The 14,658-nt window shown below is 66.5% G+C and carries 15 protein-coding genes; 6 read left to right on the top strand and 9 right to left on the bottom strand.

From position 1 onward, the window contains the following. Positions 1–37: 37 nt before the first annotated feature. Positions 38–904, top strand: coding sequence for a TIGR03619 family F420-dependent LLM class oxidoreductase (locus QXH22_RS17810; protein ID WP_306276495.1), 867 nt, complete (start codon positions 38–40; stop codon positions 902–904). Continuing rightward, complete coding sequence (locus QXH22_RS17805; protein ID WP_306276493.1) at positions 901–1,632, top strand: hypothetical protein; 732 nt, start codon at positions 901–903, stop codon at positions 1,630–1,632. The genes QXH22_RS17810 and QXH22_RS17805 overlap by 4 nt, the downstream gene beginning before the upstream one ends. Here the strand turns inward: QXH22_RS17805 and QXH22_RS17800 are convergent. Next, complete coding sequence (locus tag QXH22_RS17800) at positions 1,629–2,096, bottom strand: hypothetical protein (protein WP_306276492.1); 468 nt, start codon at positions 2,094–2,096, stop codon at positions 1,629–1,631. The genes QXH22_RS17805 and QXH22_RS17800 overlap by 4 nt on opposite strands. Positions 2,097–2,139: 43 nt before the next feature. Between QXH22_RS17800 and QXH22_RS17795 the strand changes: the two genes are divergently transcribed. After that, a complete protein-coding gene (locus QXH22_RS17795) occupies positions 2,140–2,961 on the top strand; it encodes a sulfurtransferase (RefSeq protein WP_306276491.1) in 822 nt (273 codons plus the stop codon). Between the two features lie 91 nt (positions 2,962–3,052). Here QXH22_RS17795 and QXH22_RS17790 read toward each other — a convergent pair whose 3' ends face one another. Then, the gene (locus QXH22_RS17790; RefSeq protein ID WP_306239821.1) at positions 3,053–4,063 is read right to left on the bottom strand and encodes a hypothetical protein; all 1,011 of its coding nucleotides are present in this window, start codon (positions 4,061–4,063) and stop codon (positions 3,053–3,055) included. Between the two features lie 206 nt (positions 4,064–4,269). Beyond that, positions 4,270–4,674, bottom strand: a complete 405-nt coding sequence (locus QXH22_RS17785) for a hypothetical protein (RefSeq protein ID WP_306239820.1) — start codon at positions 4,672–4,674, stop codon at positions 4,270–4,272. 52 nt (positions 4,675–4,726) lie between these two features. On the opposite strand from QXH22_RS17785, the gene QXH22_RS17780 reads away from it, so the two are divergent. Both QXH22_RS17780 and QXH22_RS17775 read left to right on the top strand, forming a co-directional pair. Then, entirely contained in the window at positions 4,727–6,025 is a 1,299-nt protein-coding gene (locus QXH22_RS17780) for a M23 family metallopeptidase (protein ID WP_306276490.1), read from the top strand. Positions 6,026–6,038: 13 nt separating this feature from the next. Next, positions 6,039–7,022, top strand: a complete 984-nt coding sequence (locus tag QXH22_RS17775; protein ID WP_306276489.1) for an alpha/beta fold hydrolase — start codon at positions 6,039–6,041, stop codon at positions 7,020–7,022. Between the two features lie 39 nt (positions 7,023–7,061). Here QXH22_RS17775 and efeO read toward each other — a convergent pair whose 3' ends face one another. The 3 genes from efeO to QXH22_RS17760 are packed head-to-tail and all read right to left on the bottom strand — an operon-like array spanning position 7,062 to position 10,484. After that, positions 7,062–8,255, bottom strand: a complete 1,194-nt coding sequence (efeO, locus tag QXH22_RS17770; protein WP_306276488.1) for an iron uptake system protein EfeO — start codon at positions 8,253–8,255, stop codon at positions 7,062–7,064. A 9-nt stretch (positions 8,256–8,264) separates the two neighbouring features. Further along, positions 8,265–9,461 carry a cytochrome P450 gene (locus tag QXH22_RS17765; RefSeq protein WP_306239816.1) on the bottom strand — a complete coding sequence of 399 codons (1,197 nt, stop codon included), beginning with the start codon at positions 9,459–9,461 and terminating at the stop codon, positions 8,265–8,267. Between the two features lie 3 nt (positions 9,462–9,464). Beyond that, complete coding sequence (locus QXH22_RS17760; RefSeq protein WP_306239815.1) at positions 9,465–10,484, bottom strand: LLM class flavin-dependent oxidoreductase; 1,020 nt, start codon at positions 10,482–10,484, stop codon at positions 9,465–9,467. 142 nt (positions 10,485–10,626) lie between these two features. Here QXH22_RS17760 and QXH22_RS17755 point away from each other — a divergent pair, with 142 nt between their 5' ends. Further along, complete coding sequence (locus tag QXH22_RS17755) at positions 10,627–11,472, top strand: SDR family oxidoreductase (RefSeq protein WP_306239814.1); 846 nt, start codon at positions 10,627–10,629, stop codon at positions 11,470–11,472. 153 nt (positions 11,473–11,625) lie between these two features. Here QXH22_RS17755 and QXH22_RS17750 read toward each other — a convergent pair whose 3' ends face one another. From QXH22_RS17750 to QXH22_RS17740, 3 genes are all read right to left on the bottom strand, one after another. Further along, positions 11,626–12,696, bottom strand: coding sequence for a dihydrodipicolinate reductase (locus QXH22_RS17750; RefSeq protein WP_306239813.1), 1,071 nt, complete (start codon positions 12,694–12,696; stop codon positions 11,626–11,628). Between the two features lie 9 nt (positions 12,697–12,705). Next, the gene (locus tag QXH22_RS17745) at positions 12,706–13,647 is read right to left on the bottom strand and encodes an LLM class flavin-dependent oxidoreductase (RefSeq protein ID WP_306239811.1); all 942 of its coding nucleotides are present in this window, start codon (positions 13,645–13,647) and stop codon (positions 12,706–12,708) included. Between the two features lie 86 nt (positions 13,648–13,733). Then, positions 13,734–14,588: a hypothetical protein gene (locus QXH22_RS17740; RefSeq protein ID WP_371934277.1), complete on the bottom strand. Its 855-nt coding sequence runs from the start codon at positions 14,586–14,588 to the stop codon at positions 13,734–13,736. Positions 14,589–14,658 lie beyond the last annotated feature (70 nt).

Below are 14,658 nucleotides of genomic sequence, written 5' to 3'. Positions count from 1 at the left end.
GTTCGAATCAATTCGAGCACTGTTAGAATCTAGCGCGATGAGCGCCGCGACCGCAAAGTTATCCGTCTCCACACCGGTGGTGACGATGTTCCCCGGGGTGAGTGCCGACTGGGAGATCGACGCGTCGATCGAGGACATCGCGCGGGTTGCCGAGGAGGCCGACCGGCTCGGTTATCACCATCTGACCTGTAGCGAACACATCGCACTGCCCGCCGCGGAGCAGGCCCGCCGCGGCGCGCGCTACTGGGATCCGCTGGCCACCTTCGGTTATCTGGCGGCCCGCACCCAGCGAATCCGGTTGGCCACCAACGTGTTGGTGCTGGGCTACCACCACCCGCTGGAGATCGCGAAGCGCTACGGCACGCTGGACAAGGTCAGCAACGGCAGGCTCATCCTGGGGGTCGGCGTCGGGTCGTTGAAAGAGGAGTTCGACCTGATCGGTGCCCCGTTCGAGGACCGCGGAACGCGGGGTGACGACGCGTTGCGGGCGCTGCGCGCGGCCCTGTCGGTGGCCGAGCCCGCCTACCATGGCGAGTTCTACTCATTCGACGGCATGGTCGTCGACCCGTGTGCGGTGCAACCGCGGGTGCCGCTGTGGATCGGCGGCCGCACGCTGCGGTCATTGCGGCGGGCCGTCACCCTGGCCGACGGCTGGGCGCCGTTCAACGTGAGCCTGCCGCAGGCGCGAGAATGGCTGGGCAGCTGCGACCTTCCCCCGGATTTCGAGGTGGTACTGGGACCCGCGCACCGGCTGGATCCCATAGGCGAACCCGACCGCGCCCGAGAACTGATCGCCGAGACCGTCGCCCACGGCGCCACCATCGTCAGCGCCACCTTCCGCCACGACTCGCTGCAGCACTACCTGGAGAACCTGCAGGCACTCGCGGAACTGAACGCCGGATGAACCGGGTCAGGGCGGGGATCTTCAGCCTCACCGCCGCGGCGCCGGCCGACGACGGATACCTGCGCTGGCACCTGCTGGACCACATGCCCGAGCAGTTCCAGCTGCCCGGCATCGTGCACGCGCTGCGCTGGATCGCCGACGGCGACTACCCCGCCCACCGCATCGCGGCACACGGCCCGCTCGGCGACATCGGCAATGTCGTGCACTATCTCGTCGGCGAACCCGTCGCGGACACGCTGGCCGATTTCGTCGAACTCGGCCGCGTGCTACGGGAGAACGGGCGGATGCCCACCATGCGGCCGTTGCTGCAGATCTCCGGCCTTCGCCTGCTGCAATGGGATTCGGCGCCACCGGCGCTGGTGTCGGCGGAGGTGGTACCGTTCCGGCCGCACCGCGGCGTGCTGTTGATCCTGGAAGAACCCGCGGAGCCCGCCGGCGGGCGAACCGATGCCTGGCTCAGGTCGTTGCGGGCCGAGCACAGTCCGGCGCTGCTCGCCTGCGCCGGTGTGGCCGGAGTCTGGACGTTCGGCTCGGTCTGCGCCCCAGCCCCGCGTGGGTGGCGCACCGATCCGCACTACGTCACCGTCGTCTATCTCGACGACGACCCCCTGACCGTCAGCGCGGCGCTCGCGCCGGTCGTCGAGCAGCGGTGGGAATCGGGGGTGGTGCGGCCACTGTTCGCCGGCCCGTTGCGCAGCATGATCCGCTGGGACGCCTGGCCCGCCTAGAGCGCACCGGCCTCCCAGGTGCCCGGCGGATAAGGCGGAACCGTGCCGGCGTAGACCCCGTCGGTCACCGTGCACAGGGCGTCGGAAATGGTTCCGGCATCGGCCAATACGGTGGGCGAACCGCCGGGCGTGACCCGGGCGACGACAGCCTGCCAGAAGTAGCCGATTCCGCCGTGTTCGTACCAGACGAACCAGTCACTGCCGCGGTGGCCGGCGCGAATCAGGCGGCGAAACGGCAGGTTCGGGTCGTTGACCGCATCGGTGCTGTTGAACGGCGCACCGATATCAGCGATCGGCGGCAGCAGGCCGCGCAATTCGGCCGGCAGCTCGGACACGTGTTGCACCTCCTGCACGGCGGTGGCGAGCGTGCACTTCGGGTTGGGCACGGCACCGGCCGGGGTTGCCGTCGCGAGACCGCAGGCCAGCGCACCCGCAGCCCAGCACGGGAGGAACCGTCGCACCATCAGTCGAGGATAGGGTGAACGCGGTCGAGGATAGGGTGAACGCGTGAATGCGCGCGACGAGGTTCTGATCACCGCCGCCGAGCTCGCCCGGCTGATCGAGTCCGGGCAACCCGTGACGATCCTGGATGTGCGGTGGCGGCTCGACACTCCGGACGGGCGGCCCGCATACCTGGAGGGCCACATTCCCGGGGCGGTGTACGTCTCGCTGGACGACGATCTCAGCGATCATTCGGTGACCGGGCGGGGCCGCCATCCGCTGCCTTCCGGTGGCCGGCTGCAGGACGCGTTGCGGCGCTGGGGAGTTCGCGAGGACCACGCCGTCGTGGTTTATGACGACTGGAATCGCGCCGGTTCGGCGCGGGCGTGGTGGGTGCTGAGGGCGGCAGGCCTTCGCACCGTGCGCATGCTGGACGGCGGGCTGGCGGCGTGGCTGTCGACGGGCGGCGAGCTGCAGACCGGTGACGTCGACCCGGAACCGGGCAACGTGACGGTGCGGCATGCGGATCTGTATGCCGGTGCGCAGCCGGCACTCACGGCGGAGCAGACCGGGAACGTGCTGCTGTTCGACGCCCGTGCGCCGGAGCGCTACCGCGGCGAGGTCGAGCCCCTCGACCCTGTCGCCGGACACATACCCGGCGCTCGGAACCTCCCGTTCGGGACGCTGCTCGCGCCGGACGGGACGCTGATCGTCGACGATCAGCTGCTGCCCGACGGGGAGGTCGGCACCTACTGCGGCTCCGGCGTCACCGCTGCCGTAGTGGTCGCGGCGTTCGCGGCCGCGGGCCGGCAGGTCGCGCTGTATCCCGGATCCTGGTCGGAATGGAGTTCGGATCCCTCCCGGCCGGTCGCCCGCGGAGACGAATAGTCGCTGCGAGACGGGCAGCCAACCGCCATCAGGCACACTGGCCTTCGCCTCTGATGCCAACCGGCTGGCCGCCTTCCAGCACCAAACCGCGTCACGGGCCCGCCCAGCTCGCCATGAACGCTTCCACCACCCGCGCCGCGTTCTCCGCGGCGATCTGCTTGTAGAAGAAGAACTGAAACGGAAATCCCGGAAGCCCCAGCGGGTCCCCCGGCCCATCCGACATCCCACGAATTCCCAGGAACGGCACCCCATGTGCGGTCGCGACCGCCAGCGACGCGGCCGTCTCCTGGTCCACCGCATCGTAGGCCGGATTGTCCGCGGTCTGAATGTTGAGGTTGCTGAGCAAACCCTTGGCCAGCCACGGGCCGATGGCCTGAAAGAAGTTGCCGCTGTACAACAATGAGCGGCCGGGTGGGCTGCAGGGCTGGCAACCGAAGACGTCGCCGGCGTTGGGGACGCATGGGAACGCCTGACCGTTGTTCGCGTCGTGGCTGTACCCGTTGCCGCCGACGAACAACTGCGGCTGACGCCCCAGATCATTGAGCTTCACGGTCGGGACGTGCCGGCACAGGCACATCGGGTTGCCCAGATTGTTGACGCTGCTGAGTTGGACGGTCAGCGTCTGGGCCGCCGCCAGCATCGCGGGGTCGACGGGCTGGTAGGTGGCGCCGTTGTCGAGCGTCCACTGCGCCGGCACGGCCACGTCGCCGACACTGGTCCGGCCGGCGCCGCCCGCGACGCCGGAAAAGATCACTGCCTCAACGGAGGTGCCCGAGGCGCAGGTGAAGCGGCTCAGCGCGGCCTCGGTGACGGCCGTCGCATTTACCAGCCCGATCCGGGTCATCGCCACCAGCACCTTCTTGCCGGCGATCGAACCGCGGTAGTAGTACTGCCGGTCATACACGGCAACGGGATTGGGCTCGAGCAAGGTGTGGGACAACACCGCGTCGGCTTCGGCCGGAAACGCCGACAGCACCAGCGTCCGCTGCTCGCAGCTCGAGGTCACCACGGTCCGCACACCCCCGGGATCCGCCGTCGCCAGCCCGCCTCCCAGACCCAGCGCGACGGCCACCACCAGAGCAGCGCGGAACCGTTTGAGCACGATCCCCCTATCTCGCGGGCGCGGCTGAAGTAATCGACGAACGATTTTCGCGCGACCCGGCCGATAGTTGGAGATTCGTTATCGCATTCTTTGACTAGCGATTTCATGTCGTTACACCAGTGCGGTACCGCACCGGCGGCGGCTCCGGAAGGCGAACTGCGCGAAAGCTGAACGTGCCGATCAGATTCCACGACTGGTGCCCCTTCTCACAGCAGCGGACGAAGCTCGAGCGCCGATGACGGCTTCTCCGCCATCCAGTATGTGATGGCCATCGTGTCCGCGCTCGTCAGAAAACCGATACCTTCGTAAACCACCTCACCGATGGCCACTGGGAGCCTTACGTTCTCGGGACGGTGCCGCCAGGTCAGTCGATATCCTTCGCCGGTCCGCTGGATCTGCAGATCGAGGTCGCCGGTGAGTTTGCCTGCGTCGTCGACGTATTGGATGCGATAGAGGCCGGCGAAGCTGTCGGAACCGCTGGTGGCTTCCCCTCTGGCACGACCGGAGCCGAGCGCGCGGGAACCCGCGGTGAGGTAGCGGGCGGTGAGCACACCGGGTTTTCCGGCGCTGATCCGGTATTCGGCAAGCCCGATCACCCGCGTGTTGAACATGCCCAGCATGGTAAGCAGCAGCAATCGCGGGCGGGAATACTATGCTCACCCGATGGCGAAACGGCGGAGTTTGGCGGTCCTCGGGTTCGTACTCATTGTGGCCGCGTGCACCACGTCACCGAAGCAACCCGCCGCGACGAGTGCCCCCGTACCGCCAGACCCCTTAGCCGGCGTCACGGTTCCCAATGCCTTCACGCCGTTGACGGTCGCCCCGATCAGCCGGCCGACCTTCCCCTTCCCGGGCACCGACGACAAATACCACCTGGCATTCGACATGCAGGTCACCAACTCCAGCGCGCAGCCGGCCACGCTGAACGCCGTCGATGTGGTCGACGGGCGCGACCCCAACAAGGTGCTCGCGTCGTTCTCCGGGAACCAATTGGTCGATCCCGCCTGCAATTACGGCAACTGCAACCGGTTGCGCGTGCTACCGGCCGTTCCCGCGCCCGATTTCACCATCGCTCCGGGCACGTCGCGTTCGCTGCTCATCGACTTCCGGCAGGACAACCTGTCCGACTTCCCCAAGGCCGTGATGCTGCGCTTCCACGGCAACGGCGTGGCGAACCCGGCATCGAAGGAGCCGGGCCCCTTCGACACCACGGGTACGCCGTTCAACATCTCCGCCGGCACGCCACGCGTCATCGCGTCACCGCTGAAAGGCAATAACTGGGTGGCGTTCAACGGCTGCTGCGACCCCGGCTGGGCGCACCGCGACGCCATCCTTCCGCTGAACATGAAGCTGAACAACAGCCAGCGCTTCGCGATCGACTGGATGCGCATGAACGACCAGGGCAACTTCTACGCCGGCGACCGGACCAAGAACGAGAGCTTCATCGACTACGGGTCGGCGATCTACGCCGTCGCCGACGGCACCGTCGTCTCCACGCTCGACAACGTCGAAGCCAATGTGCCCGGCATCCTGCCGGCCTCCGACCCCGTCCTGGCCGCCAAGCTCACCGTCGACAACGTCGACGGCAACCACATCATTCTCGACATCGGCGACGGCCTGTACGCCATGTACGCCCACCTCATCCAGGGCTCGCTGCTGGTCAAACCCGGCGACAAGGTCAAGAAGGGCCAGCAGATCGCCAAACTGGGCAACACCGGCAACTCCAACGCACCGCATCTGCACTTCCAGCTGATGAACGGACCCTCGCTGTTCGAGGCCGACGGGCAGCCCTACGTCATGGAGGGTTTCAGCTACCAGGGCCAGGTCAACTCAGCACAGGTGTGGAGTGCCGACAACTACCTCAGCGGCTCGTTCTTCGGCCCGGACATGCTGCCAAGCCCTCAGCTCAAGGGCAACCAGTTGCCGCTGCTGCTGGCCGTTGTGACGTTCCCGAATTCCTAGAAAGGCCACAGCCATGGACATTTTCGTCGAATGGAACAACGGTGGAACGGAATTGCGCTGGCGCTCAACCACTGAAGCCAACGACGGGCAATCCGTCACGGTGTTCCTGCGGCGCTACGGCACTCCTGGCAAGCCGGCGCTGGTGTGCGTGCACGGCTTTCCGACATCCAGCATCGACTATTTCCCGTTGGCGCGTGAGCTCAAGGACGAGTTCGAGATCTTCGCGCTGGACTTTCCCGGTTACGGCGTATCCGACAAGCCGCCCGAACCCTACGTCTATTCGCTATACGATGACGCGCGTCTGCTCGTCCACGCCATCACCGAGGTGTGGAAACTGACCGACTACCGCATGATCACCCATGACCGGGGCTGCAGCGTCGGCATGATCGCGATCGGCATGCTGGCCGAAAAATCCTCACTGCCAGAAGATCTGATCATCACCAACGGCAACATCTACCTGCCGCTGTCCAACCTCACCGCCTTCCAGACCGCGCTGCTCAACGGCAAGACGGGCCGGGCGACCGCCGCCGAGACGACGCCGGAATTGCTGGCCGCCGGGCTGGGGTTCACCACGTTCATGCCCCGGCGCACGCCGGAAAATCCCGAGATCGCGGCGCTGGCAAAGTGTTTCGCGTTCAACGACGGCATGCGGGTGCTGCCGGACACGATCCAGTATCTGCATGAGCGGGCAGCCGATGAGAAACGTTGGCTCGAGGCGCTGTCCACACTGCCGGTGAATGTCACGCTGGTGTGGGGACTGCACGATGCGGTGGCACCGTTGCGGGTGGCGAACCATGTCTGGCACACCTACCTGCGGGGCATGTCGGGCCGAAGCCGTTACTGGGTGGTGCCCGGTGCCGACCACTATCTGCAGTGTGACGCACCCGCAGAGCTGGCCCAGATCGTGCGGCTCACCGCCCAGGGTGCCAGCATCGCGTTGCAGTTGCAGACTCTCGGCGACCGGCCCGAGGGCGCGGTCCTGGTGGACCAATCCTAGATCGAAACCGAGCCGCCGCGCTGAGCCGGTCCGCGGCGATCAGTTCGCCGAGACGACTTTCTGCGCGACGGCGGACAGGCTTTGATGCAGCGGCACAACCACCGCGGTGAGTTTCGGGGTGTCGCGCTCACGCAGATCCGGCGTGTAGATGCGGTAGCCGCCCAGCGCCGCCGGATCGCGATAGTGCCCGAGCATGGCCAGGACATCCTGGAATTGCTGGTCGATCTGCTGAACCAGACTGCTGTCAATCCGATCCAGCCCCGGCCGCAGCAGCGAGTATGCGTGCTGCGAGCCTTCGACATTGGCGGCGAAATCGACCAAATCGAGGTGGCTGAACGCTTCCTCCTGCCCGGTGATCTTGGTGTTGTACACATCCTCGATCAGATCGGCCGCGCCGTTGGCCAGATCCTCGGGCCGGAACTGCAGCGTGGTCGCAGTGGTGGTCAACGTCCCGATGTTGCTGACCAATTCGGTGCTGAGCGCCTTGGTGCCGGCAGTGATCGCACCGGCCTGCCAAAGGTCGCGTTCAATGGCGTGAAAGCCTTTCCAGCCGACCTTGGGATCGACCGGAGTCGCCTCCTGCATGTCGATCAGGTAGTCGAGATTTCCGGCGTTGTCACCGACGGTGAACCCCGGCAGCAGATAGCCGTCCACACTGGACTGCACCCGCTCATAGAACGGTCGCGCCTGCGCGTAGGCGGCTTTGGCGTTCTCGACGTTGCCCGACTGCACGGCCGCGTCCAGCGCCCGCACGGCGTCGTTGAGCTGAGTCATCTGGTTGACCACATACGGCGCGAAGTCTTTGGCGCCCTTGGCGAACATCGCTGCCACCGGGCCGTCGGCCGGTGCCGGCGCGCGCCCCGTCACGGTCAGCGTCTGGTATTCGATGTCCGCTCCAGGGCAGAAGATCTGGTAGGCACCGCCGTCCAGGGTGACCGTGAACGAGACCGGGTCCTCGCCAGGGTCCAGGCTTTCCTTCTCGCCGATGACGCGCTGGTCTTTGAGCAACTCCACGTGTGAGATGCCCACCGCACTCGCGTTGGACACGGTGAAGGTCACCGGGCCGGCCGGCACGGTGGTGGTGTCCAGCACGCAACGATTTCCGCCGCCGCTGTTGGTCATCGTCACTCTGACGGCGTTGCTGGTCCTCGGCGCCTGGTTGTCCGGGTGACCGCACCCGACGGCCGCAGCGGCGAGCGCCACGACGAGGGCAGGCAACCGGTTGGCGGACACCGGCCGACACTACCCCGTGCGGACAGGCAGTTTCGCCCAGCCACGCACACTGCTGGTGTGCGCCTTGACGGCATTGGCGTAATCGACGTCCCAGTCCGGCCAGCGCTTGATGACCTCTTCGAGCGCCACCCGGGCCTGCATGCGGGCCAGCGCCGAGCCCAGGCAGAAGTGCAGGCCGTGCCCGAAGCTCAGATGCGCGGCGCCGCGATGGATGTCGAACCGTTCGCCGTCGACGTACTTGCGCTCGTCGCGATTGGCCGACCCGTTGAGCAGCAACATGATCGAGCCCTCGGGAATCACGGTGCCGTAGCACTCGACATCGTGGGCCACATGCCGCGCCTGTACCGGCGACGGCGCCTCGTAGCGCAGCACTTCTTCGATGGCTTTCGGGATCAGCGACGGATTCGCCACGATCTCGCGGCGCTGGTCGGGGTGCTCGGCGAGCAGCTGGCCGATGAAGCCGATGAGTCGGGTCGTCGTCTCGTTGCCGGCGCCGGCGATCATGCTGGTGTACATCAACACCTCGGTGCGATCTAGGCGCCGGGTTGTGCCGTTGTCCTCGACCTCGGCGTTGAGCAGCTGTGTCATCAGGTCGTCGGAGGGATGCTCGGTACGCCAGTCGATGTAGTCGGAGAACACCTCGTAGCTCTTCTCGAACAGGTCGTCGTCGACCGCCCGGAACGTTCCTTCGGTGAGGTTGATGGCGCGCCCACCGCGATCCCGGATGTGCGCCTGGTTCTCCTCCGGAATACCGAGCAGGTAGCCGATGGTGCGCATGGGGATCGTCGAGCCCAGGTTCTCGATGAAGTCGAACCGGCCGGAACCCACCAGCGGGTCCAGCGCCCGCACGCAGAAATCCCGGGTCAGCGGCTCGATCGCCTCCATCCGCCGCGGCGTGAAAACCCTTGACAACAAACGGCGATGCAAGTCGTGCAGCGGCGGGTCCTCGAACAGGATCACCCCGGGAGGCACCTGTATTCCGCTCATGATGATGTCCATGGTGGTGCCGCGGCCCGAGCGGTAGGTCTCCCAGTTCGTCAGCTGCGGGGCGACGTCCTCGTACCGGCTCAGCGCGTAGAAGTTGTATTTCTCGTTGTAATACAAGGGGGCTTCGTCACGCATCCGCTTCCAGATCGGGTACGGATTGTCGTCGATCTCGAAATCAAAAGGGTCGTAGTAGATCTCGGTGGTGCTAGCCCCAGTCATCAATCACCCGTTCCTGTTCGACAGCAATTCGCCGAGCGTGCTGTCCGCAGGCTCGGCGGCCTCGGGCAGCACGACCTCGCCAACCCGCTTCAAATAGGGCCACGCGATCTCCGGCGGCAGCCCGCCGCACAGCGGTGACATCGCGAGCATCTTGCCGGCGCGCACCCGCGAAACAGCCTCCGGCACTGAGTAGATCACGTGCGAGGCGGCGGCCTCACGCAACTCGTCCACGGTATCGACGTGAGTGAAGCCGGCCGAGACCTCGTTGCCGGGATTCCATGCCGCGTAGGTGCGTGCGTCGTGCAACAGATACTCGCCCAGCTCCGCCCACGCTTCGTCGACGTCGTCGGCGACGAAGCACACCGACGGGGTGCTGCGGTCGGGAAAGAACGCCGGCCCCGGCTCGTAGCCGTGCTTGCGGCTGGCGTTTTCGTAGGCTTCGCGCATCCCCGGCAGATTCGCATTGGCCAGCATGCCCAGCCCGTACCGCCCCGCGCGCCGGGCCGCGGCCAGACTGCCACCGCCCCACATCATTGCGGGCCCGTTCTCGGTCAGCGGCCGGGGCGTCACCGCGATCCGCCTGCCGTTCTGAATCACGGTCTCACCGGCAAGCAACCGGCGCAGCATTCCCAATTTCTCGTCGGCCAGCCGACCGCGGTCACCCAGATCCAGGCCGAAGATCTCGTATTCCTCCGGCCGGTAGCCCAGCGCCAGGATGTAGGACGCCCGCCCGGCGCTCAGGATGTCCAGGACCGCCATGTCCTCGGCCAGCCGCACCGGGTCGTAGAACGGCAGAATCAGGATGAGGCTCAGGGCCAGCCGCTGCGTCCGCGCGGCCACCGCCGACGCCAGTAACAGCGGCGACGGCAGATAACCGTCCTCTGATCCGTGGTGCTCACACATGACGGCGGCCAGGCAGCCGTGGTTTTCGGCCCATGCGCACATCTCCGGCGCGGTGGCGTACAACGCCGCCGGATCGGCTCCGAAAGCCGGAGCCCGCATGTCGAAGCGCAGGGTGAACACAGCTGATTCCGCCTGACCTAAAATTTGTCCCACGTAGGCTACGTGGGATCCGCGACCACGGTCAACCACCCGATTGAAACTTACATCTTGTCCGGATACTGTAACGTCGTTGCACGAACCACCAGGGAATAAGGGGCAAGAAATGACGACGGCGTCAGACTTATTGGGCTACGAGGGCAAGCGGGTCCTGGTGGTCGGCGGCGCGACCGGCATGGGCGCCGCGGCAGCACAGATCGCAAAGTCTCTCGGCGCACACGTGACCGTGATGGACTTCGCGCCGGTGGACTTCGACGTCGATCGGGTGATCTCGCTGGACCTCAGCGACCAGGATTCGATCGACCGGGCGGTCGACGAGCTGGACGGGCCGGTGCACAAGTTGTTCTCCGCCGCCGGCGTTGCCGACGGGCCAAAGCTGATGCGGGTCAACTTCATCGGGCACCGCCACCTGATCGAGCGACTGTTCGACAAGGATCTGCTCCCCCGCGGCGCGGCAATCTGCTTCATCTCCTCGGTGGCCGGGATGGGCTGGGAGAACGACCTGGAACTCGTTCAGGACTTCCTGGCCTCACCGGACTACAAGTCCGCTCACGACTGGTGTCAGGAGCGCGAGCCGCAGGGCATCATCCACTACGGGTTCAGCAAGAAGGCGATCAACGGGTATGTGGCCTGGCAGGGCTACCCGTTCCAGAAGAAGGGTGTGCGGATCAACGCCGTGTGCCCCGGCCCCACCGACACTCCCCTGGCCCGCGCGAACGCCGACCTGTGGCTGACCTTCGCCCAGGACTACCGCGACGACACCGGCAGCGAGACGCTGACTCCCGAGGACATCGGCAAGGCGATGATCATGCTGAACAGCGATGCCGCGGCATCGGTCAACGGGATCACGCTCAACGTCGACCAGGGCCACGCCATGGCGTCGATCACCGGCTCGTTCGCCCCGGGCAAGGCGATCATGGACCTGATCACCGGCCGCGTCCAACTGGCTTAGCGGGCCGCGCCCAACTGGCCTAGGGGGTCGCGCCCAACTGGCCTAGCGGGCCGCGCCCAACTGGCCTAGCGGGCCGCGTCCCTGGCGCGAGCAGACACAAACTCGCACCGGAACACGTGTTCCGGTGCGAGTTTGTGTCTGCTCAGCGGGGGTTCAGCGGCCAAACACGCGGCGCGGCAAGGTCGTCGGCAGATCCAGCGAACTGAGCAGGCCGGGCCGCGCCTCGACGACATACGGAATGGCGTTGACCACACGCATGGCGGTGGCCGCCATCGCGGCATGCCCGGCGCCGTGGCCGACGGACGCGCCGAGCGTCAGCACGCAGTGCACGTCCGGATCGCCGTCGATGTCGACTCGGTAGGTGGCGTCGCTGTCGGAAACCGGCCAGTCAGGTGCGACATCGCGCGCCATCCGGATCACGTGTTCGATGACGATGGCGTCCCGGCCGTCGATCACTGCGGCGGCCCTGGTCCGCACGGCGCCGCAGGTCCCGGCGGGAATGGTGCCGAACGCGACGTCGATGTCCCGAGCGGTCAGCCGGCGGTCCAGGGTGCCGCGCACCTCCTCGATCCCTACGTCGAGTCCGTCGGCGATCAGCTGTAGCGGTGCACTCCATGCCATTTCGATGAAGCCGGAGGTCTTGAGCATGGGCTCGAAGTCCAGCGGGTGGCCGAAGCCCATGCCGTTCATCATCACGTCGGCCACCGGATAGTGGTCGTTGAGCGACACCTCGCTGACCGTGATACGGCGGATGCTCTTGGACTGGGTGGTCAGCAGCAGAGCGAGTTGATCCGAAGCGAAGCCGGGGAAGATGCCCGAGGCATAGAACGACGCCCCGCCGGCAAGGGCCGCCTGCTGCAACTCGTCGCGCCACTGTGGAGAGAAGTACGACGGCGGGTACACCAGGCTCGTCGACGACGTCGACACAACATTGATGCCGGCCGACAGAAACCGCAGGTAGTCGGGCACCGCGGCTGCGTCGCGTTCGGGCCCACTGGCGGCGTACACCACACAGTCCGGCCGTAGGGCGATCAGCGCCTCGGCGTCGTCGGTGGCCCGGAGTCCCAGCGGTGCGCCCCCGGCGAGCTCGCCGGCGTCCCTGCCCACTTTGTCCGGCGAATGCACCCACACGCCAACGAGTTCCAGGTCAGGCCGACCCCGCACGGCCTCGATCGCGTTGGACCCGACTCCCCCGGTGGACCATACGACGACACGCACAGGCATTGTTCCCTTTCATTCGGCGCGTTGGAGATACCGCCATGCCACCTCCGGTGCCAGGCCACCGCACAGCGGATGCAACGGGAGCGGCTGTGGGTAACCGGCGGCCTGCTGCGGCGTCAGGATCCGGTACGGGCCGCCTTCGGCACGCAAGGCCGCAACAGTGTGGGCGCGGGTGATGCTGGCCACCCCGTCATCGTGCGGCCGGTAGGACGCCGCCATGCGAGCGTCATGCAGCAGGTGGGGCCCGAGTTCGTCCCAGGCCTCGTCGACATCATCGGCGACGAAAACCGTTGTCGGCGAACCTGGTGACGGACCCTGGAACATGCCCGGCTGATGTCCGTGTTCGAGGCACTGGGATTCGTAGTACTGCTTGAGGCCGGGTTCGGCTGTCTGAGAGAGGAAACCGAGGCCGTGGGTGCCGGCGCGGCGGGCCGCGGCCCTGCTGCCTCCGGCGATCAGCATCGGGGGTCCGTTGCTCGACGCGCAGCGGGGAGTCACGCGGACCCGGCGGCCGTGGTAGTCGACGGGCTCGCCGCGCACCAATGCACCCAGCACCGCGACCATTTCGTCTGCGGTTCGGCCGCGCATGGTCATGTCGATGCCGAAGTGATCGTATTCCTCGGGGCGATGGCCGACACCGAGGGCGTAGGACACCCGTCCCCGGCTGATCAGGTCCAGTACGCTGATCTCCTCGGCGAGCCGCACTGGATCCCAGAGCGGAATCGGCACCGCCGCAACGAGAATCGGCAGCCGATTGGTACGGGCAGCGATCGCCGACGCAAGCAGCAGCGGCGCGGGCAGATGGCCGTCCTCGGCACCGTGGTGCTCCGACAGCACCACCATTACCGCACCCCTGGGTTCCGCCCACTCACACATGTCGACCGCGGCGGAGTACAGGTCTACGGCCGGGGCGCCCCACCCCGGTGCACGCATGTCGAATCGCAGCGTGAACATCTACGCACCATAACCTAACCTTTGTTCCGGAGCTGTAGATCGGCCGCGCGAGGCGCCACCCCCCTGGCGCGTTGGGCGCCGCGGCGTCAGGCTGCGCGGTTCAGGTGGATACGGATGCGCTCGGCAAGCCGCGCCGGGTACAGCCTGACGTCATCGACCACTATCGGAATGATCGTCCAGCCAACCTCTTGGAGCTGGGCCCACTTCGCTTTGTCTCGCAGCATCGCTGTTCGACCCGCATGCCAGTCGATGCTTTCGTATTCTGCGGCCAGGCGCAGCTCAGGCCAGGCGAAGTCGACCCTGAACAAATCGCCGTCCAGGCCACGGATCTCGTATTGAAGTTCAGGAGGCGGTAGCCCGAAATCGATCATGACCAGTCGCGCTTCGCTCTCCATCGATGACTCGGCACGCGCATCGGCAAAGGGCAGAAGGCCTCGCACAGCGACGATCCCGCGGCGACCCTTCTGCTCGGCAACCGCACACTCGAGATCGATACGGCTGCATTGCCTGGAACGCAGCGCGGCGTCCAGCGTGGCCAATGCGCGCGGCCGCCGAAGCTGCCGGGCAACCTCGACTGCCGTCCACGCCGGCGCGGTCGCCAGACGGTCAGAGACCCGCTGCAGCCTCGCTCCGACTCGCTGATGAACCATCAGACCAACAGTCGGGCGCATTCGAATGCCGGGATCCAACACGTGAATAGCGGTGGTGTTCTCTGTGTCGAACCCGTACAAGCGAGCCGCAGTGCCCATACACACGACCACACGCCGACCAGCGAAGATGTCCAGTGCGCTCAAGCGCTCCAACAGGTTCGACTCGCGTGCCGCGTAGACCCCGTGCCACACGCGCCGAATGCGGCCCGCTTTCACCTGGACGTCAAGTTGTTGACGAGTCATGAGCGTCAGCAACTGAGCAGTCGTGGCGAATCCGCCGCCCTGTTCCATGAGCGCTATCGCGTCGGCCAGCACAGCCCGAGCATGCTGACACCGCGCGTGGTGGACCAGTCACCCTGTG

Source organism: Mycobacterium sp. TY814, from assembly GCF_030755175.1.
Classification (GTDB): domain Bacteria; phylum Actinomycetota; class Actinomycetes; order Mycobacteriales; family Mycobacteriaceae; genus Mycobacterium.
The sequence above is the reverse complement of the archived record's forward strand: the minus strand, read 5'-3'. Positions and strand labels throughout refer to the sequence as shown.

Coding starts and splice junctions, on each gene's coding strand:
- QXH22_RS17810 (WP_306276495.1), top strand. CDS start 38: ATGAGCGCCGCGACCGCAAAGTTATCCGTCTCCACACCGGTGGTGACG.
- QXH22_RS17805 (WP_306276493.1), top strand. CDS start 901: ATGAACCGGGTCAGGGCGGGGATCTTCAGCCTCACCGCCGCGGCGCCG.
- QXH22_RS17800 (WP_306276492.1), bottom strand. CDS start 2,096: ATGGTGCGACGGTTCCTCCCGTGCTGGGCTGCGGGTGCGCTGGCCTGC.
- QXH22_RS17785 (WP_306239820.1), bottom strand. CDS start 4,674: ATGTTCAACACGCGGGTGATCGGGCTTGCCGAATACCGGATCAGCGCC.
- QXH22_RS17780 (WP_306276490.1), top strand. CDS start 4,727: ATGGCGAAACGGCGGAGTTTGGCGGTCCTCGGGTTCGTACTCATTGTG.
- QXH22_RS17775 (WP_306276489.1), top strand. CDS start 6,039: ATGGACATTTTCGTCGAATGGAACAACGGTGGAACGGAATTGCGCTGG.
- QXH22_RS17765 (WP_306239816.1), bottom strand. CDS start 9,461: ATGACTGGGGCTAGCACCACCGAGATCTACTACGACCCTTTTGATTTC.
- QXH22_RS17755 (WP_306239814.1), top strand. CDS start 10,627: ATGACGACGGCGTCAGACTTATTGGGCTACGAGGGCAAGCGGGTCCTG.
- QXH22_RS17750 (WP_306239813.1), bottom strand. CDS start 12,696: ATGCCTGTGCGTGTCGTCGTATGGTCCACCGGGGGAGTCGGGTCCAAC.
- QXH22_RS17745 (WP_306239811.1), bottom strand. CDS start 13,647: ATGTTCACGCTGCGATTCGACATGCGTGCACCGGGGTGGGGCGCCCCG.
- QXH22_RS17740 (WP_371934277.1), bottom strand. CDS start 14,588: ATGGAACAGGGCGGCGGATTCGCCACGACTGCTCAGTTGCTGACGCTC.